The sequence below is a fragment of the Streptomyces sp. NPDC001922 genome, assembly GCF_042891165.1.
Taxonomy (GTDB): Bacteria; Actinomycetota; Actinomycetes; order Streptomycetales; family Streptomycetaceae; genus Streptomyces.
Window position 1 is genome coordinate 93,051 of record NZ_JBIASV010000005.1, and the last position, 17,480, is coordinate 110,530.

General features: G+C 72.7%; 16 protein-coding genes. 9 read left to right on the forward strand and 7 right to left on the reverse strand.

All coding sequences use genetic code 11. The annotated features are described in order from the left end of the window. Positions 1-249 precede the first annotated feature (249 nt). Complete coding sequence (locus tag ACFYYR_RS10355) at positions 250-1,068, forward strand: glycerophosphodiester phosphodiesterase (RefSeq protein WP_388849550.1); 819 nt, start codon at positions 250-252, stop codon at positions 1,066-1,068. A gap of 52 nt (positions 1,069-1,120) precedes the next feature. Here ACFYYR_RS10355 and ACFYYR_RS10360 read toward each other — a convergent pair whose 3' ends face one another. The 3 genes from ACFYYR_RS10360 to ACFYYR_RS10370 all read right to left on the reverse strand — a co-directional run bounded on the left by ACFYYR_RS10360 (position 1,121) and on the right by ACFYYR_RS10370 (position 4,507). Then, positions 1,121-1,753 (reverse strand): Uma2 family endonuclease, encoded by a 633-nt coding sequence (locus tag ACFYYR_RS10360; RefSeq protein WP_388849553.1) that lies wholly within the window; start codon positions 1,751-1,753, stop codon positions 1,121-1,123. A gap of 321 nt (positions 1,754-2,074) precedes the next feature. Beyond that, positions 2,075-3,286 (reverse strand): fumarylacetoacetase, encoded by a 1,212-nt coding sequence (fahA, locus tag ACFYYR_RS10365; RefSeq protein WP_388849556.1) that lies wholly within the window; start codon positions 3,284-3,286, stop codon positions 2,075-2,077. Between the two features lie 285 nt (positions 3,287-3,571). After that, entirely contained in the window at positions 3,572-4,507 is a 936-nt protein-coding gene (locus ACFYYR_RS10370; protein ID WP_388849559.1) for an AraC family transcriptional regulator, read from the reverse strand. An 81-nt stretch (positions 4,508-4,588) separates the two neighbouring features. Here ACFYYR_RS10370 and ACFYYR_RS10375 point away from each other — a divergent pair, with 81 nt between their 5' ends. From ACFYYR_RS10375 to ACFYYR_RS10385, 3 genes are all read left to right on the forward strand, one after another. After that, positions 4,589-5,518 (forward strand): NAD(P)H-binding protein, encoded by a 930-nt coding sequence (locus ACFYYR_RS10375; protein ID WP_388849562.1) that lies wholly within the window; start codon positions 4,589-4,591, stop codon positions 5,516-5,518. A gap of 241 nt (positions 5,519-5,759) precedes the next feature. Next, complete coding sequence (locus tag ACFYYR_RS10380; RefSeq protein WP_388849565.1) at positions 5,760-6,770, forward strand: polyprenyl synthetase family protein; 1,011 nt, start codon at positions 5,760-5,762, stop codon at positions 6,768-6,770. A 566-nt stretch (positions 6,771-7,336) separates the two neighbouring features. Further along, positions 7,337-8,635 carry an outer membrane lipoprotein carrier protein LolA gene (locus tag ACFYYR_RS10385; RefSeq protein ID WP_388849567.1) on the forward strand — a complete coding sequence of 433 codons (1,299 nt, stop codon included), beginning with the start codon at positions 7,337-7,339 and terminating at the stop codon, positions 8,633-8,635. 351 nt (positions 8,636-8,986) lie between these two features. Here ACFYYR_RS10385 and ACFYYR_RS10390 read toward each other — a convergent pair whose 3' ends face one another. Beyond that, a complete protein-coding gene (locus ACFYYR_RS10390; protein ID WP_388849570.1) occupies positions 8,987-10,351 on the reverse strand; it encodes a M28 family metallopeptidase in 1,365 nt (454 codons plus the stop codon). Between the two features lie 408 nt (positions 10,352-10,759). Between ACFYYR_RS10390 and ACFYYR_RS10395 the strand changes: the two genes are divergently transcribed. The 3 genes from ACFYYR_RS10395 (at position 10,760) to ACFYYR_RS10405 (ending at position 13,866) form a co-directional block, all read left to right on the forward strand. Then, a complete protein-coding gene (locus ACFYYR_RS10395) occupies positions 10,760-11,812 on the forward strand; it encodes a glycohydrolase toxin TNT-related protein (protein WP_388849573.1) in 1,053 nt (350 codons plus the stop codon). A 118-nt stretch (positions 11,813-11,930) separates the two neighbouring features. Then, positions 11,931-12,461 (forward strand): hypothetical protein, encoded by a 531-nt coding sequence (locus tag ACFYYR_RS10400; protein WP_388849576.1) that lies wholly within the window; start codon positions 11,931-11,933, stop codon positions 12,459-12,461. 178 nt (positions 12,462-12,639) lie between these two features. Then, positions 12,640-13,866 (forward strand): aromatic acid exporter family protein, encoded by a 1,227-nt coding sequence (locus tag ACFYYR_RS10405; protein ID WP_388849579.1) that lies wholly within the window; start codon positions 12,640-12,642, stop codon positions 13,864-13,866. 472 nt (positions 13,867-14,338) lie between these two features. Here ACFYYR_RS10405 and ACFYYR_RS10410 read toward each other — a convergent pair whose 3' ends face one another. Together ACFYYR_RS10410 and ACFYYR_RS10415 are read right to left on the reverse strand one after the other, a co-directional pair. After that, positions 14,339-14,563, reverse strand: a complete 225-nt coding sequence (locus ACFYYR_RS10410) for a DUF397 domain-containing protein (protein ID WP_388849582.1) — start codon at positions 14,561-14,563, stop codon at positions 14,339-14,341. Beyond that, positions 14,542-15,432 (reverse strand): Scr1 family TA system antitoxin-like transcriptional regulator, encoded by an 891-nt coding sequence (locus ACFYYR_RS10415; RefSeq protein ID WP_388849585.1) that lies wholly within the window; start codon positions 15,430-15,432, stop codon positions 14,542-14,544. Before ACFYYR_RS10415 ends, ACFYYR_RS10410 begins: the two co-directional genes overlap by 22 nt. Positions 15,433-15,937: 505 nt before the next feature. On the opposite strand from ACFYYR_RS10415, the gene ACFYYR_RS10420 reads away from it, so the two are divergent. Both ACFYYR_RS10420 and ACFYYR_RS10425 read left to right on the forward strand, forming a co-directional pair. After that, on the forward strand, positions 15,938-16,162 hold the full coding sequence (locus ACFYYR_RS10420; RefSeq protein WP_388849587.1) for a hypothetical protein: 225 nt from the start codon (positions 15,938-15,940) through the stop codon (positions 16,160-16,162). Continuing rightward, on the forward strand, positions 16,152-16,373 hold the full coding sequence (locus ACFYYR_RS10425) for a hypothetical protein (RefSeq protein ID WP_388849590.1): 222 nt from the start codon (positions 16,152-16,154) through the stop codon (positions 16,371-16,373). Before ACFYYR_RS10420 ends, ACFYYR_RS10425 begins: the two co-directional genes overlap by 11 nt. A gap of 40 nt (positions 16,374-16,413) precedes the next feature. Here ACFYYR_RS10425 and rarD read toward each other — a convergent pair whose 3' ends face one another. Beyond that, positions 16,414-17,466 (reverse strand): EamA family transporter RarD, encoded by a 1,053-nt coding sequence (rarD, locus tag ACFYYR_RS10430; protein WP_388849593.1) that lies wholly within the window; start codon positions 17,464-17,466, stop codon positions 16,414-16,416. Positions 17,467-17,480: the final 14 nt, after the last annotated feature.

Here is a 17,480-nt window from a genome sequence, read left to right on the forward strand (position 1 = left end):
CGGGGCACCGCCGTGTGCCGGGCGGGGCCCCGGGCGCCGCCGCGTACCGGGGCTGCAGGCGCGCTCCGGCAGGCGGGCGCGGGGCGGCAGGCCGATCCGGCACACGCGGCGCGGGGCTGCGGGCCGATCCGGCACACCCGGCGCGGGGCGGCGGGCCGATCCGCTCGTGCCATGACGTGTCATTCAGGGACGTTCCGCGCACCACGGGGCGTTGGGTGGGCGTTCACCGACGGATGGCAGCCTGCTTCCGTGAACCTCCCACAGCCCAAGCGCCTGCGCCGCACCCCGGCCGTGCCCCCTGACCGGGCCGCCGAGGTCGTCGCCCACCGCGGCGCCTCCCACGACCGCCCGGAGCACACCCTCGCCGCCTACGAGCAGGCGATCGCCGACGGAGCCGACGCGCTGGAGTGCGATGTGCGGCTGACCGCCGACGGGAGACTGGTGTGTGTCCACGACCGGCGGGTCGACCGCACCTCCGACGGCCGGGGCGCCGTCTCCGCGATGACCCTGGCGGAGCTGGACCGGCTCGACTTCGGGTCCTGGCGCGGCGAGGGCGCCGAGCCGGCCCGGGTGCTGGCCTTCGACGAACTGCTCGCCCTGGCCACCTCCGCGCCGCGCCCCGTGGCGCTGGCCGTGGAGACCAAGCACCCCACCCGCTGGGCGGGCCGTGTCGAGCAGGAACTCGTCCGTCAGCTCCGGCTGTTCGGGCTCGACCGGCGCGTCCCCGGTGAGCCGCCCCGGGTGCGGCTGATGAGCTTCTCCCGGCTCGCGCTGCGCCGGATGGCGGTCCTGGCCCCCGATCTGCCGCGGGTGCTGCTCACCGAGCGCGGGTGGCCGCTGCCGGGGCGGGCCGCCGCGCTGCCGCGCGGGGTACGGATCGCCGGGCCGGGCATCGACCTGGTCCGGTCCCGGCCGGAGCTGGTGCCCCGGCTGCGGGCGGCCGGGCACCGGGTCCATGTGTGGACGGTGGACGAGCCGGAGGACGTGGAGCTGTGTCTCCGGCTCGGCGTGGAGGCTCTGATCACCAACCGGCCGCGACAGGTGCTGGAGCAGATCGGGGACCGGTGAGGGGGCGCTCCGCCTGATGGGAGGGGGCGCCTGCTCGTCGGTCCTCTTTCGGCTATGTGTTGGCGTTGGTGTTGCGGCGCGGGGTGATCTCGGTGAGGTCGAGATCGATGGTGAAGGGAACCGAGACCTTGAGCCGGTCATGGAAGATTCCGGTGGGTACGTAGACGCCGGTCGCGGGCTCCAGCTCGAAGACGTAGGCGACGGCCCGGCCCTCGTCGTTCTCCACCCGCCAGTAGTGGCGGATGCCGGCCTGCGCGTATTTGATCGGTTTCGCCTTGCGGTCGCGGGCCGTGGAGTCGGGGGAGACCACCTCGACGGCGAGCAGGACGTCACCGGGGACGTAGGTGGTCTGCCCGAGTCCGTCATCGGCTTCCGCGCGGACCACCATGACGTCGGGCTCGGGGCGGTCCTTCTCGCCCAGCCGGACGGTCATCTCCCGGACGACCTCCCATTCCGGTGGTGCTGCCGCGACCAGGCCGGATTCCAGCAGACGCAGGACCCGCATGTGGAACTTGCTCTGCGGACTCACGAAGACGAGGCTCCCGTCGATCAGCTCCGTGTGCGGAGGCAGGTTCGGAAGCCGGTCCAGGTCGTCCGCGGTCCAGCCGCCCTCGGGAGGGATCGGCCATGTCGGCCCCGACGCCTCGGGCCGGGGCTCGGGCTCGCGCTCGGGTTCGACACTCATCAGTGCTCCCATGGGCTGGAGTCTCGCCGGTTGGTCCAGCGTATCGGCGGAAAACGGATGAGGCCCCCACGTACGCGTGACCGAGTCGCGCGCCGTTGACCCGCGCCGATGCCCGTAGGCATCCTCGCCGGGAAGCGAAGGCCCGGACGTCCGCGTCCGGGTCGGTGACCGGGGTGGCGAGGGCGGTCCGTGGCACCCCGGGAGCGCACCCGGCCGGGCACGCCCGCGGGTGCGCCCGGCCGCCGGTCACACCGCCCGAGCGCCGGGGCCGGTCGACGCCGGGAGACCCCGCCGGTCACACCCCCCGAACGCCCCCGCCCGTCACACCGCCGGAGCGACCCGCCCCGTCACCTCGCCCAGCCCGATCCGCACGCCGTCCGGGCCCGGTGCCCAGGCGGTCAGGGTGACCTCGTCGCCGTCCTCCAGGAAGGTGCGCTTGCCGTCCGGCAGGTCCAGCGGGTCACGGCCGCCCCAGGTGAGCTCCAGCAGGCAGCCGCGCTGCTCGACGGCGGGACCGCTGACGGTGCCGGACGCGTACAGGTCGCCGGTGCGCAGCGACGCGCCGTTCACCGTCATATGGGCCAGTTGCTGCGCCGCCGTCCAGTACATGGTGGAGAACGGCGGCTCGGCGACCGGGTGTCCGTTGATGGCCACGGTGATCCGCAGATCCAGCCCGCCGGGCTCCAGCGCGCTGTCGTCCAGGTAGGGGAGCAGCGCGTGGTCGCGCGGCGGCGGGGTGGTGCGGGCCTCGTCCAGGGCGTCCAGCGGGGTGACCCAGGCGGAGACCGAGGTGGCGAAGGACTTCCCGAGGAACGGGCCCAGGGGCACGTACTCCCACGCCTGGATGTCCCGTGCCGACCAGTCGTTGAGCAGGCAGACGCCGAACACGTGGTCGCGGAAGGCGGACTGCGGGACCGTTTCGCCGAGTGCCGTCGGGGTGCCGACGACGAAGCCGACCTCGGCCTCGATGTCGAGCCGCCGGCTGGGGCCGAAGACGGGCACGGTGTCGGCCGGGGACTTGCGCTGCCCGTTGGGGCGCCTGACCGGGGTGCCGGAGACGACGACGGTGCCGGCCCGGCCGTGGTAGCCGATCGGCAGGTGCTTCCAGTTGGGGGTGAGCGGTTCGCTGTCGGGCCGGAACATCCGGCCGACGTTCGTGGCGTGGTGCTCACTCGCGTAGAAGTCGATGTAGTCGGCGACCTCGAAGGGGAGGTGCAGGGTGACGTCGGAGAGCGGGTGCAGAAACGGTTCGATGGCCGGGTAGCCGAGCCAGGTCCTGATCCCGGCCCGGACGGCCCGCCAGGTGGGACGGCCCGCGGCCATCAGGGCGTTCAGCGTGGGGTGTGCCAGCACATCGGAGTGCGGGGAGCCGAGAGCGGTGCCCGCGGTGTGGACGTCCAGCACGTGGTTCCCGTAGCGGACGCCGATGCGGCGGCGGTCCGGCTCGTCGGCGGTGCTGAAGACGCCGTAGGGGAGGTTGTGCAGGCCGAAGGGGTCGCCTTGCGCAAGATCGAGCGGGCTCTGCTGGGGCATCGTCGCTGCCTCGCCTTCCTGTCCGCCGTGGGTCGTTCCACAGGTTACGGCCTGATCGCGGGCCGTGGACCGGTGGGCATTGAATACTAAAGTCCTCGCAATTGCCCGGAAAGGCCCCTGTGTCAGGGCAGGTTGCGGCGAAGGGCCCCGTGCCGGGCGCCGACCCCCGCGCGGCACCCGGCGTGCAGCGCAGGTGCCGGGCCGCGGTCCCGCGCCCGACGGGCTCCGCCGAGGCGTTCCGTCAGCGGCCCCGTGCCGGTCCGCCGTGCTCCCACGGGCGTCGGCTCAGGGCGTGCCCACCCGGTGCTGCTGCGGGCTGATGCCATGGACGCGTTTGAAGGCGGTGCTCAGCGCGAACGAGCTGCCGTAGCCGACCTGCCGGGCCACGGCGCCGACCGTGGTGTCGGGTTCGCGCAGCAGATCGGCGGCGAGCGCCAGCCGCCAGCCCGTCAGATAGGCGATCGGCGGTTCGCCGACGAGCCGGGTGAAGCGCCGGGCGAGCGCGGCCCGGGAGACCCCCGTTCGGGACGCCAGAGCGGCCACCGTCCAGGGCCGCGCCGGGTCGTTGTGGAGCAGCCGCAGGGCGCGGCCCACCACCGGGTCGCCGTGCGCCCGGAACCAGCGGGGTGCGTCGGATTCCGGACGGGAGAACCAGGCCCGGAGGCCGGTGATGAGGAGCAGGTCGAGCAGCCGGTCGAGAACGGCCTCCTGGCCCGGCTCGTCCTTGACGATCTCTTCACCGAGCAGGGGGAGGACGGGGCAGTCCCAGGTGTCGCCGGGAAGGACGACCAGAGCGGGCAGCGCCGCCAGGAGCCGCCTGCTGATCTCGCTGTCCATCTGGTAGGTGCCGGTGAGCATGACCGTCGAGCCGTCGGGGCCCGTGCCCCAGGTGCGGACACCGAGGTCCGTCAGCTCCGTCAGGGGTTCGCCGGTCACCGTGGTGCAGTGCTGCCCCGGGTGGATCACCGCTTGCGGCCGGGTGGCCGGGGCGTCGGCCACGCGGTACGGGTCGGGGCCGCGGACCAGCGCGATGTCGCCGGGGCTCAGCCGGACCGGGGCCGCGCCGTCGGGCACGATCCAGGCGTCGCCGCTCACCAGGGCCACGAGGGTGAGGGGGGCCCGGTCCTCGATCCGGAGGCACCACGGCGGTTCCATGATCGACCGGAGCAGGAACGCGCCCCGGGCCCTCGGTCCGGTCAGGAGCCCCGCCAGCGCGTCCATGCCGCCGAGTGTAGACGCCGGCGCATGCAGACGAGCCTTTGAGCCATGGCTCGTCTCACCGGGCCCGGCTTCACTGGAGCCATGAATCGGAACGAGAACGAGAACGAGAACGAGAACGAGAACGAGAACGAGAACGAGCGTGAGCGCGAGAACGTGACGCGTGACGAACGCGAGAAGAAGCCGACGCTGGTCCTGTGCGGCACCGGGAAGACCGGCCGCCGGGTGGCGGAGCGCCTCGAGGAGCGCGGCCTGCCGGTGCGCATCGGATCCCGGTCGGCCGAGACGCCGTTCGACTGGGAGGCTCCGGCGACCTGGGCGCCCGTGCTGCACGGGGTCGATGCGGCGTACCTGGTGTACTACCCGGACCTGGCGGTCCCCGGGGCCGCCGACGCGGTGCGCCGCTTCGCCGCGCTCGCGGTGGAGGCCGGGGTCCGGCGGCTGGTGCTGCTGTCCGGCCGCGGCGAGGAAGCGGCTCTCGTCGGGGAGCGGGCGGTGCGGGAGTCCGGAGCCGACTGGACGATTCTGCGCGGCAGTTGGTTCGCCCAGAACTTCACCGAGCACTTCCTGCTGGAGCCGGTGCTGTCCGGGGAGATCGCCCTGCCGGCCGGAGCCGTGGCGGAGCCCTTCGTCGACGCCGGGGACATCGCGGACGTCGCCGTCGCGGCCCTGACCGAGGACGGGCACGCGGGCAGGATCTACGAACTGACCGGCCCCCGCCTCCTCACCTTCCGGGACGTGGCCGGGGAGATCGGCCGGGCGGCGGGCCGGGAGGTCCGTTACGTCCCGGTGTCCGCGGCGGAGTACGCCGCCGCCGCGACGGCCGAGGGCGTGCCGGACGGCCTCGTCTCCCTGATGACCTACCTCTTCACCGAGGTCCTGGACGGGCGCAACGCCTCTCTGACCGACGATGTCCGGCGCGTGCTCGGCCGGGAGCCCAGGGACTTCGCCGACTTCGCGCGGGAGGCCGCTGCCACCGGTGTCTGGTCGGGCGTCCGGGAGCCGCAACGCTGAGGAGGGGGCCGGGCGGAGGGGCGCCGCGGAGGGGTGCATCCGTGCTGGTGGACCCCGGTGTCGATGAACGGAATGCTGATCAAGGTCGTATGGGGTACCGCCCCTGGTGCCGCTCGCGCGGGTGAGGGGCGCCGGTCGGGGCAGGCGCCCGCTGTGATCGCCAGGCGACCGGATACGCTGCCACTGGTGACAGCGACACATCGACATTCCGCGTAGTCGTCCGCAGACAGGAGAACCCCTCGTGACCGTCGTCGGGCCGTTCGGGCTGATCTTGCGGGACCAGGCTCTGGAAGCCGACGTCCGGGCTGCGTTGGCGGCCGTCGAGGAGGGCCTGACCGAGGCCACCAAGAGCGACGTCCCGTTCATCACGGAGGCGGCGCAGCACCTCGTCCGGGCCGGCGGGAAGCGGTTCCGCCCGCTGCTGGTGGCGCTGGCCTCGCACCTCGGCGACCCGAACGCCCCGGGCGTGGTGCCCTCCGCCGTGGTCGTGGAGCTCACGCACCTCGCGACGCTCTACCACGACGACGTCATGGACGAGGCCGATGTGCGGCGCGGAGTGCCCAGCGCCAATGCGAACTGGGACAACTCGGTCGCGGTGCTCACCGGGGACTTCCTCTTCGCCCGCGCCTCGCACATCCTGGCCGACCTCGGTCCGGAGGCCGTCCGGATCCAGGCGCAGGCGTTCGAGCGGCTGGTCACCGGCCAGATCCTGGAGACCGCCGGGCCGCGCGACGGCCAGGACCCGGTCGAGCACTACCTCGACGTCCTCGCCGGCAAGACGGGCTCGCTCGTCGCCGTCTCCTGCCGGTTCGGCGCGATGATGGCGGGCGCGGACGAGGCCGTCGTGGACACCCTCACCCAGTACGGCGAGCGGCTGGGCACCGCGTTCCAGCTGTCGGACGACGTCCTCGACATCGCCAGCGACAGCCACGAGTCCGGCAAGACGCCCGGCACCGACCTGCGCGAGGGAATCCCCACCCTGCCGGTGCTCCACCTGCGGGCCCAGGCCGCGGCGAGCGGCGACCCGCGCGACCGCGAGCTGTGCGAACTGCTCGACGGGGACCTCACCGACGACGCCCGGCACACCGAGGCCCTGCGCCGTCTGCGCCTCCACCCGGCGCTGGAGCAGGCCCGCCGGGACACCATCCGCTACGCGGAGGAGGCGCGCGCGACGCTGGCGCCGCTGCCGGACGGCCCCGCGAAGGCCGCCCTCGAAGCGCTGTGCGACGCGGTGGTCCACCGGGCGGGCTGAGCAGGGCACCGCGGGCTCACCCCGGCCCGGCCCCGCGGGGGCCGAAGCCCGGCGAGCCGCACCGTCCGGAGAACCGAGCGTTCCGGCGATCCGAGCGTTCCGGAGAACCGCATCCCGGTGAACCGGACGGCACGGCGCACCGCACCCAGCGGAACCGCACCCGTCCGACGAACCCGCCCGTCCGCAGGACGGCACGGCCCGGGGCACGAGTACGGGCGGCGGGTGCGGGGTACGGGCACGCTGCGGCCGAAGTGTGAAGGCGCGGCCGGATGCACGGAGAGCGTGCGCGGTGTAAGCACCGCCGCCCGGTTGCCGGGCACCCGGGCCGCGGACGCGCGGAACCCTTAGTGGATGCTCCGCACCCCCAGCGGTACTGGCTCCGCCGAGCGGACGGGGCGTCTCATCCTGTAGGCGTACTCCGAGTTGATCCCGTCGGGTGACGCATTTCCCCCGGTCCGTTTGATGGGATTAGTAGCACAACAGCGGCGGGCACAGTGTCACTGTCCGCGAGACGAGCCCCACGGGTGCCATCGACCAACCGCCGCCGACCGACGGAGGTAGAGCAGATGCTCAGGAAGCGACCGGCACAGGTCAGCGACGCATGCGCAGCGGAAGGGGACGACACGGAAACGGGCCGCAGGGCCGGGCGTTACGTGGTCCCGGTCATCGGGGTGGCGGGGGTGGCGGCCCTCACGATCGGGCTCGTCCCCGCCTTCGCGGGTGTGGGCGCCCCGGACCTTCCGAAGGTGTCGGCCCAGAAGCTGATCGCCAAGATGGCCGCCTCCGACGTCCAGCAGGTCTCCGGCACGGTGAAGATCGACACCGACCTCGGACTGCCCTCGATGCTCAGCGGCTCGGGCGGCGGCCTCGTCGGTGACGCGATGAAGAACGCCGGGGGCAAGGGCGGCGACGCCAAGGACGGCGCCGCCCTCGACCCGCAGGCCAAGCTGATGGAGCTGGCCACGGGGTCGCACACCCTCAAGATCGCCGCGGACGGGCAGGAGAAGCACCGGCTCTCGGTCATCGACGGCGGCGACGAGTACACCATGGTCCACAACGGCCAGGAGATCTGGGCGTACGCCTCGGCCGACAAGGCGGTGTACCACGCGAAGGGGCCCAAGGCCGAAGCCGGGAACTCCGACCGCGGGGAACTGCCGGACCGGGCCACCCCGCAGGCCATGGCGAAGCAGGCGCTGAAGGCCGTGGACAAGACGACCCGGGTCACGGTCGACGGCACGGCCAAGATCGCCGGGCGGGACGCCTACCAGCTGGTGATCCAGCCCAGGCAGGCACAGTCCACGGTCGATTCCATCCGGATCGCGGTGGACGCGGAGAACGGCGTGCCGCTGAAGTTCACGCTGTCCCCGAAGAGCGGCGGCAAGCCGGTCATCGACGCGGGCTTCACCTCGGTCGACTTCGGCAAGCCCGACGCGGGCACCTTCGACTTCACGCCGCCCCGGGGCGCCAAGGTCACCGAGGAGGGGGACCTGGACAAGAAGGCCGAGAAGGACGGGAAGGCCGGGAAGGACGGGATGTCCGCTCCGGACCTGGGCCTCCCCTTCGACCCGTCGGCCGGTTCCGGTGACGGAAGCGGGCCGAAGGTCACCGGCGAGGGCTGGGCGTCCATCGCCCAGCTCCAGGCCCCGGCCCGCTCCCACAAGGGCGGGTCCGGCGACGGCAAGGCCCGCCCCGAGGCGTCCGGTTCGCCCCTGGACAGCTTCGGCGACAAGGTCAGCGGGAAGTTCGGCAAGGGCACGGTGTTCAGCACCCGCCTGGTCAACGCCCTGATGACGGAGGACGGCGGGGTCTACGTCGGCGCCGTCGACAAGGCCGCACTGATCAAGGCCGCGAACGCGGCCGAGTAGCGCGGCCGAGCAGCCGCGGCCGAGCGGACGGGGCTGCCGCAACCGTGTGGACGCCGTGGCGGGCCGGTGCCGAGCCGGCCCGCCACCGCGTCGTCCGTATCCCCGGGCCGTACCCCTCCGTGCCCGGGTGGTGCCGCCGCGGCCGCACGAGCCGCCACGGCACCCGGGGCCCGGACGCCTGTCGGCGTCCGGGCCCCGGTCTTCCTCCGCGCTCGGTCCGGCGGAACGCTCTCCCGGGCCCGGAGCGCAGGTCCCGGGTCCCAGGTCCCGGGTCCCAGGTCCCGGGACCCCGGCCCCGGCCGAGCGTGACGGTGCCCGGAGGCGCGGCCCCGCGACCGGCCGGACGGCGCGTCAGAAGGTGAGCTTCCAGCTGTCGATGTAGCCGGTGTCCTGGGCCGCGATGTCCTGGACCTTGAGCTTCCAGGTGCCGTTCGCCGCCTCGCTCGAGGCGTTGACGGTGTACGTGGCGATGACGTTGTCCGCCGAGTCCGAACCGCTGGAGTTCTTCAGCCGGTACGCGGTCCCGTCCGGTGCCACCAGGTCGACCACCAGGTCACCGCGCCAGCTGTGCTTGATGTCGACCCCCACCTTGAGGGCCGACGGCGCGTTGCCCGTGCGGCCCGTGACCTCCAGCGCTGAGGTCACCGCCGCGCCGTTGTCCGGGATGCTCACGTCCGCGGTGGTCTCGAAGACCGTCCCCGGCTGGGTGGTCCCGGTGCCGAGCGTCCACACCGCGTGGGCGATGGCGTCGGCGTTGCGGTCCAGCGCGGTGTCGTTGATGTTCGTGGTGGTGTCGCAGGAGGAGTGGTAGCAGCGGTCGAACGCCTGTCCGGCCGTACCGCCCCACTTCTGGGCCTGGGCGGCCGTCTTGCGGTAGTCGGCGCCCGTGAACAGGCCGCCCACCGGCACCCCGACGTTCTTGAACGGGGCGTGGTCGGACCGTCCGTCGCCCTCGGTCTCGATCTCCGTGGGCACGCCGAGCCCCGCGAAGTAGTCCTTGAACGTGGTCTCGATCGTCGGGTCGTCGTCGTAGACGAAGTACCCCGGGTTCGGCGAGCCGATCATGTCGAAGTTCAGGTACCCGGCAATCTTCGAGCGCTCGGCGGACGGCAGGTTGTTGACGTAGTACCGGGATCCGACGAGGCCGAGCTCCTCCGCGCCCCACCACCCGAACCGCAGATGCTTGGCCGGCTGGAGGTTCGCGCGGGAGACGGCGAGGGCGGTCTCCAGGACGGCCGCCGACCCGGAGCCGTTGTCGTTGATGCCGGGGCCCGAGCTGACCGAGTCGAGGTGCGAGCCGGCGAACAGCACCTGGTCGGGGTCGCCACCCGGCCAGTCGGCGATCAGGTTGTAGCCGGTCGAACCGCCGGAGGTGAACTGCTGGACGGTGGTGGTGAACCCGGCCGCGTCCAGCTTCCCCTTCACGTAGTCCAGCGAGGCCTTGTAGCCGGCGCGGCCGTGGGCGCGGTTGCCGCCGTTGGCGGTGGCGATCGACTGCAGCTGGCTCAGATGCGCTTTGACGTTGGCGAGCGGGATGTCCGGCGGGGCGAGGGCGGACCGCCGGGCGGCGGAGGCGGGCTGCGCCGCGCCGGCGGCGCCGGGGGCCGAGACGACGAGCCCGGCGAGGGCGCCGGCGGCCGCGGTGACGGTGGCGGCCCGGCGTATCCAGGATCTTCGGGCAGGGCTGCGGTCGGTACCAGGAATGCGTGCTGACATGGGGGCTCCGTATTCCGAACGGGATGAGGACGGAACGAACAGGAAGCCCTGCGGCTGGGTGACCACAGGGCACTGGAGCGAGCACAAATCCTTGACGCGAGCATGATGCTGAGGCGGGGCTGACGAAGCGTCAAGGGCGGAATTCGGACACGCCCTGCCGCATATCGGTCCGGAGCGGGCGTGAGCGTGGTCCGTCCCGGTGGGGCGCCGCGGCCATCCGGGTGCAACGGCCGCGTCCCGGTGCGGCCCCGGCCCGGTCCTCGGCTTGAGTGATTATCGGCACGCGTCACCTCTCCGCGGGGCCGGACCTCCCGTCACCTCTCCACGGGCAGGGCCGTCCCCGGCTCTCATCGACTCGACGCCCGAATCCGAGGCGTGCTCCGGGCACCAACGTCTTCTGGAGGTTCTGTGAGATCGTTCAGATGGGGTGCGAGCCTGGTGGCCGCGGCCGGTCTGGCAGGCTCCCTGCTCCTGGGCTCGGCCGTGTCGTCGGCCGCTCCCTCGACGGCGGGCAGCAGTGCCGGAATTGCCGCGGCGGCTCAGCCGGGAGCACCGGCCGGGGAAGCAGCCGAGGAGCACGGAAAGCCGAACCCCAAGCCCAAGCCGAAGCCCAAGCGGAAGCAGGGCCACGGGCAGAGCGCGAAGCAGCACCGCCCCGGAGCACACCACCAGAGCGCGCCGCAGCAGTCACGGCAGCCCCAGCAGGGGGAGCGGCCGCAGCAGGGTGAGCGGCCGCAGCAGGGTGAGCGGCCGCAGCAGGAGGAGCGGCCGCAGACGCTGCCGGCTCCGGTCCGGCCCGGTGAGCACGACAGCCCCGGTCAGCACGACCGGCCCGGTCAGCACGACCGCCCCGGCCGGCCGGACATGCGCCCCGTCTGCCTCGGCCTGGTGCCCCCGCCCTACGCGTACGCCGACCGCTCGCAGTACTTCTGCGGCGACTGGCGGCTCGGCCCCACCCGGCTGCCGACCCGCGGAATCCTGGGCAACATCCTCAATGGCTACCACCGGTTCGGGCACCTCACCCCGGTCGAGTTCCTGAACAAGTGGTGGGACCCGACCCTGGACTCCGGCCAGGGCGACTGGAAGTACCCGCCGGAGGACGGCTTCCAGCTCGACTCCGAGGACAACCCCATCGCCGCGCCGCTGGTGCTCCACGCGGGGACGAAGGTCGACCGCTTCGGCAACGAGGCCGGCCGGTTCCTCTCCCCGGCGGGCACCCGGTACGGGGAGCGCGCCCTCCCGCCGTCCAGCCTGGACACGACCGATCCGCGCTACCCCTTCAACTACCACCTCTACCGGGTGACCAGGGATCTCACGGTCTGCGCGGGCCCGATCGCCCCGGCGTTCGAGCAGTCCGGCAACGGCACCCAGTACGTGACGTCGAGCAACTTCTGCCCGACGGTCACCGGCCACACCGTCGGGGAGCTGGTCCGCAACGGCACCCTGGCGCGGATCAACTGACCTGCCGCACCTGAATCCGCCGCGCGACGACCCTCCGCGCGACAACCCGCCGCACGACACAGCACGCCGGGCCCGCCGTGAGCGGGCCCGGCGTCGTTGCCGGTGGGAGACTGACGCCATGGACCGGTTCCAGCTGTGCGAGGCCCTCCGCGCGGCGGGGGTCCCGGCCGCGCACTACGAGATCCCCGGCTGCCCCGGCGACCGCCGTCCGACGGAGTCGTACTTCCTGCGGGCAGAGGGGAGCGCCTGGCTGGTGGGCGTCCACGAACGCGGGGAACGCCGCGTCCTCGAACGGTTCACGGACGAGGACGCGGCCTGCCGCTGGCTCTACGACCGGCTCACCTACGAGGGCCCGCCGCCGACGGGCCTCACGCCCGAGGAGCGGGACGAACTGCTGCACGACAGCGACGGCATCCAGCGCCGGGCCCGCCGGGAACTCGACCGTGCCCTGGCCGCCGAACGGGAACGCCGCCGGGCCGGGAAGGGCGGCGCGACGGACGGCACCGGCGCGGCGGGCACGGGTCCGGCGGATGCCGATGCGGCCGCCCCCGGTACGCCGGGTCCGCGACCTGAGCGGCCGCGGTCCGGCGAGCAGCCTCCCGACGGACGGCACTCCGGCGGGCAGCAGCCTCCCGCCGACGGCCGGTGACCCGCCGGGGCCGTACCCATCGGGTACCGCACACCGGGGCACCGTCCGGTCCCCCTCCGTGGCACGGCGTCCGCCGGCTCCCACGAAACAGCCCCTGCCTGGGGTGACGTCCCCCATCCCGTAGATGGAGACGGCCGACGCGGGTACGCGGACGGGTCGACGGCACTACGGAGGACGCATGGCAGAGGCGACCGCTGGGCGACAGCGGACGGACGTGGCCGGGCAGGGCCGGACGGCCCGCATACGGCAGTGGCTGCAACGGGCGGCGGGTTCGGAGGGGCACGAACGCCACACCATCGCGCTCATCGGCAAGGCCACCCTGGCGGCCTGTCTGGCCTGGGTGATCGCCTACGACGTGATGCAGACGCAGTCGCCCGCGTTCGCCCCGTTCTCGGCCGTGCTGATCATGCAGGTCACGGTGTACCGGTCGCTGCTCCAGGCGCTGCGGTATGTCGGGGCCGTCTCGCTGGGCGTTGCGTTGCAGGGGCTCTTCGGCCTCCTCGCCGGCCCCGGACTGGTGACGTTCGTCCTGGTGGCACTGGCCGCACTCACCATCGGCCGCTGGCGCCCGCTGGGCTCCCAGGGCTCCCAGGTGGCGACGGCGGCGTTCTTCGCCTTCTCCACCTATGTCTCCGCGGCCAGTGACGCCGACCGCTGGAACCAGCTCGGCCAGATCATCCTGCTCGTCCTCATCGGCTGCGGGGTGGGCGTGGTGGTCAACATGGTGGTGCTGCCGCCGATGCGGTACCGCAGTGCCGAGGGCGGCATCCAGGTCCTGGCGCACTCGCTGTGCGACCTGGTCTCCGACATCCATCCCGCCCTGCGCGAGAACGAGCTCGACGGGGAGCGCACCCGGCACTGGCGGGAGCGGGCCTCCCATCTGGGCCCGATCGTGGAGCAGGCGCAGTCGGCGGTGCGGACGGCGCAGGAGAGCACGTACTACAACCCCCGGCGGCTGCTGCAACGGCACTGGCACCACGCCTCGTTCTCCGGCTATCAGGCCGTCATCGACGCCCTGGAGCGGGTCTCGTACCAGATGGGGTCGATGACCCGCAGTCTCGACCAGTGGCACGACGGGGACAGCGGCGGCCGGCACCGGGACTTCCTGCGCGACTACGGCGACTTCCTTCAGTCGCTGGCCCACATCCTCGATCTGTTCAGCCACGTCGACGAGGACCGGCTCACCGACCAGGCGCGGGAACTCTGCGAGGCCGCGGACCAGGCGCAGGAGCGGCGCACCCGGCTCGTGGAGGACGCGGAGGACAGCGACCTGCCGCTGGGCGATCCGTCCCGCCCGTTCGGCATCCTCATGGTCGAGGCGACCCGGCTGATGGACGAGATGCAGCACACCTGCGACGTCCTCCAGCAGGCGGTCGACCGCGCGTCCGCGACGGAAGGGGCCTGAGCGCCCCTTCGGCGCCGCACCGCCGCCCGCCGGAGGGCCGATCCGGGCCTCCGAGTCCCTGCGCGGGCCCGCGCGCCGTGGTGCGGTGAGCGGGCCCGCGGGGCTGCGGCCGCCCGGGATCTGCCGGGCCGCTGGCCGCTGCCTGACCGGATCCCCGGAGATCGGCAGATTCCTCCGGCGGGCGGGTGACGTTCCCCGTCGCTGTGCTGCGGACACCCCTGTGGCCCACAGACCAACCGACGGTCACCGCACTTAATGCGCGGGCAAGTGCATTAAGTGCGCTCACACAGTAACGGCCGAGTGCCCGCACGGCAAAGGAAGACCCCGCCGGAACGGCGGGGTTGGTGTGCTGCCGGGGTGGTGAGTCGGGGCGCGGCGCGGCAGCAGTGAGGCTCGGCCGGCCGCGTTGGACCTGTGGGTGGGGCGACGGGCTGCGGGGGCGTGCCCGACGGCTCTCAGGGGCGAGCGCCCGTCAGCAACAGGTGCCCGAATCGAACGTCCCCGCCTTGAGGCCGGTTATGAAGGCGGTCCAGGCCTCGGGGGTGAAGCAGAGTGCGGGGCCGTGGGGGTCCTTGCTGTCGCGCACGGGAACGGCGCCGGGGATGTGGTCGGCGACCTCGACGCATTCGCCGCCGTCGCCGTTGCTGTAGGTGCTCTTGCGCCAGGTGCCGGTGCTCAGATCACGGGTGGTTCGCACGGTGTCCAGTCCTCCATCGCTGCTCGGATCATCGCCTCGGAGTCACGTGGCGAAAGGGAAAGGGCCCTGAGCAGATCGTAGGATGCGCGCCGCTCGGCCACCTCCTCGCGATTCTCGAAGAAGGCACCTGACCGGCTGCCTTCCTCGTAGGCGAGTGTGAGCCGGTCCGGGAGCGTGTAGAGCGTCAGAGAACCGCCCAGCACCTCCGGGTGCTCTCCTGCGGAGAAGGGCAGGACTTGAATCGTGAGGTGCCGCTGCTCGGCGCACTCGACCAGTACTTGGAGTTGATGACGCATCACCTCAGGTCCGCCGAACCCCCTTCGGAGGACCGACTCGTCGAGGATGAACCAGCAGCGTGGAGGCCTGGAGCCCCAAAGCCTCGCCTGTCGGGCGAGCCGTGCCGTCACCTGGGCCTCGATCTCGGCGTCCGGTGCATGCTGCTGTACGGCGCGCATCAGGCGTGCCGCGTAGTCGGCAGTCTGTAACAAGCCGGGGGCGGTGGCGCTCAAATACTGTTCGATCGTCGTGGCCTGGCGCTCGATTTCGATCACGCGCCGGTACTTGCCGGGAAACGGTTCCTTCTTCGCGACCGCATGCAGACGGGCGAAGAGGCCGTCTGTGCCGAAGCAGACGTCGAGCTTTGCGGGGAGATCGTCATAGGGCAGCGATTCGGCGGTCTCGATCCGCGCAAGATGCGACTTGCTGTAGTTGAGCACCTCGGAGAGCCGACGCAGTGACATCCCGGCTCTCTCGCGGTGACGACGAAGCTCTGCCCCGAACAGATCCCGTGCGGACCGGTCCGGTGTCAGTTCCCTCGGCCTCGGCGCCATGGCTCCGTCCTTTCCCGTCCTGGTCCGGCCCCTCCCCATGGGGCCTTGTCCCCATGGGGCTCCGGGGACATCAACCCCTGGTGAACCTAGCTCCGCCCCGCAATCATTGCGTCACGAACAGTGATGCGTTCATCCGGGAGAGTCGGATGAACGCGGATGCCCCGGCGGCCGCTGCAACGGCCCCGGGGCGTGGCCAACGCTGAGGATGGAGCATTGACATGACGCAGCATATTGCGCGCTGCCTGGCTCGCGTGAGGACCTTTCTCGCCGTGCGGACAGGCGGGCGCCGCCCTTCCGTTCCGGATTCCGGTTCGGGCCGCGCTGTCCGGGGGGTCCGGGTGACGGCCTGGGATCCGCCCCACCTGCCGTGGGAGCGGCGGGCGGTGGCGTCCGGGGCGCCGATCGACGGGGCGGCGACGGCCCTGGTGCGTCCGTACCTCATCGCCGAGGAGCTACGGCAGTTGCGGGCGGCGGCGTGGCCGTCCCCTGCGGGTGCAGCCGCCGCCGGACCGTACTGGACCGGTGGCTGTACGGGCGGGGCGGCATGACGCAGGGCGTGGGCGGCGCGCCGGTACCGGCCCGGATGTGCGTCCGCTGCGAACGGATCACGGACGTTCCGGTCCTGGTGCAGGAGGTGCACGGCGGCACCGGTCCCGGCTGGAACGGATACGCCTGCCCGGCCTGTGCTCCGCAGGTCCCGCGGGCCCCGGAAGCGCTCGCCGTCCTCGACGCGGCGGGGTCGCACCGGGGGAGCGGCGATGAACGCTGATGCGCCGGTCGGCAGGGAAGCGGCGGCGGATGTCCAACAGCCGGAACCCGGCCGGTCGTTCATGACCCTCCGGGTCTACCGGGCGACCCGGGACGGTGTGGTGGTGGAGGAGCGCGGCACGGTGCGCATCGTGGCCGACGAGGTGCTGCCGCCGCTGATGTCCCACGCGTACCCGCCGTGCGGGTGCCCCCGCCACCGCGGCCACCCGTAGCCGCTCGGGCGGCGGGAGGCGTGCGGCCGGCTCCGGCCCCTCAGGGCCGGCTGCACTCCGCTTCGGCTTCCGCTTCCGCGCCGACGGACCCCGCTCCGGGGGTCGCGTCGTCCGGCTCGGCGGGGCGGGCGGCCGATGTCTGCGCCGCGGCCGCCGCCTCGCGCAGCGCCACCCTGCCCTTCCGGGCGGTGCGCAGTGCGTCCCAGGTCAGCAGGGCGAGAGCCAGCCAGACGAGCGCGAAGCCCGCCCACCGGCCGGCGGGCATCTCCTCGTGGAGGACCGCCACCCCGAGGACGAACTGGATGCTCGGCGTCACGTACTGCAGCAGCCCGATGGTGGAGAGCGGGAGCCGGACGGCCGCCCCGCCGAAGCAGATCAGCGGCGCCGCCGTGACGAAACCGCAGGTCACCAGTAGGAGGGAGTGGCCGATGTCATGCGTGCCGAACGTGCTTCGGCCCTGGGAGCCGAGGAAGAGCAGGAAGGCGAGCGCGGGCAGGAACTGCACCGCGGTCTCCGCCGCCAGGGACTCCAGTCCGTCCAGGCCCACCCGCTTCTTGACCAGGCCGTACGACGCGAACGTGAAGGCGAGGACCAGGGCGATCCAGGGAACCTGGCCGTAGTCGACGGACAGGAAGACCACCGCGGCGACGCCGATGCCGACCGCGGTCCACTGTGTCGGACGCAGTCGCTCCCGCAGCAGCAGGACACCGAACGCGATGCTCACCAGCGGGTTGATGAAGTACCCGAGGGCGGCGTCGACGACATGGCCGGAGTTCGTGGCCCAGATGTAGACGCCCCAGTTGGTCGAGATGAACGCCGCGGCGACGGCGATCAGACCGAGGCGCTTGGGCTGGCGCAGCAGCGGACCGATCCAGGCCCAGCGGCGCAGCACGAGCAGGATGAGGCCGACAGCCGCCAGCGACCACACCATGCGGTGGGCCAGGATCTCGATGGCGCCGGTCGGCTCCAGCAGCGGCCAGTAGAGCGGGAAGAGCCCCCACATGCCGTAGGCGGCGAAGCCGTACGCGAGGCCGGACCGGACGGAAGGGCCGGAGTCCGACCCTCCACTGGGCTCGATGGTGCTCGGCTTCACTGGACCTCCCCCGG

Coding starts and splice junctions, on each gene's coding strand:
- ACFYYR_RS10370 (WP_388849559.1), bottom strand. CDS start 4,507: ATGGACGCGCTGGCGGGGCTCCTGACCGGACCGAGGGCCCGGGGCGCG.
- ACFYYR_RS10425 (WP_388849590.1), top strand. CDS start 16,152: ATGAACGCTGATGCGCCGGTCGGCAGGGAAGCGGCGGCGGATGTCCAA.
- ACFYYR_RS10360 (WP_388849553.1), bottom strand. CDS start 1,753: ATGAGTGTCGAACCCGAGCGCGAGCCCGAGCCCCGGCCCGAGGCGTCG.
- ACFYYR_RS10415 (WP_388849585.1), bottom strand. CDS start 15,432: ATGGGGAGGGGCCGGACCAGGACGGGAAAGGACGGAGCCATGGCGCCG.
- ACFYYR_RS10420 (WP_388849587.1), top strand. CDS start 15,938: ATGACGCAGGGCGTGGGCGGCGCGCCGGTACCGGCCCGGATGTGCGTC.
- ACFYYR_RS10375 (WP_388849562.1), top strand. CDS start 4,589: ATGAATCGGAACGAGAACGAGAACGAGAACGAGAACGAGAACGAGAAC.
- ACFYYR_RS10405 (WP_388849579.1), top strand. CDS start 12,640: ATGGCAGAGGCGACCGCTGGGCGACAGCGGACGGACGTGGCCGGGCAG.
- ACFYYR_RS10400 (WP_388849576.1), top strand. CDS start 11,931: ATGGACCGGTTCCAGCTGTGCGAGGCCCTCCGCGCGGCGGGGGTCCCG.
- fahA (WP_388849556.1), bottom strand. CDS start 3,286: ATGCCCCAGCAGAGCCCGCTCGATCTTGCGCAAGGCGACCCCTTCGGC.
- ACFYYR_RS10385 (WP_388849567.1), top strand. CDS start 7,337: ATGCTCAGGAAGCGACCGGCACAGGTCAGCGACGCATGCGCAGCGGAA.
- ACFYYR_RS10390 (WP_388849570.1), bottom strand. CDS start 10,351: ATGTCAGCACGCATTCCTGGTACCGACCGCAGCCCTGCCCGAAGATCC.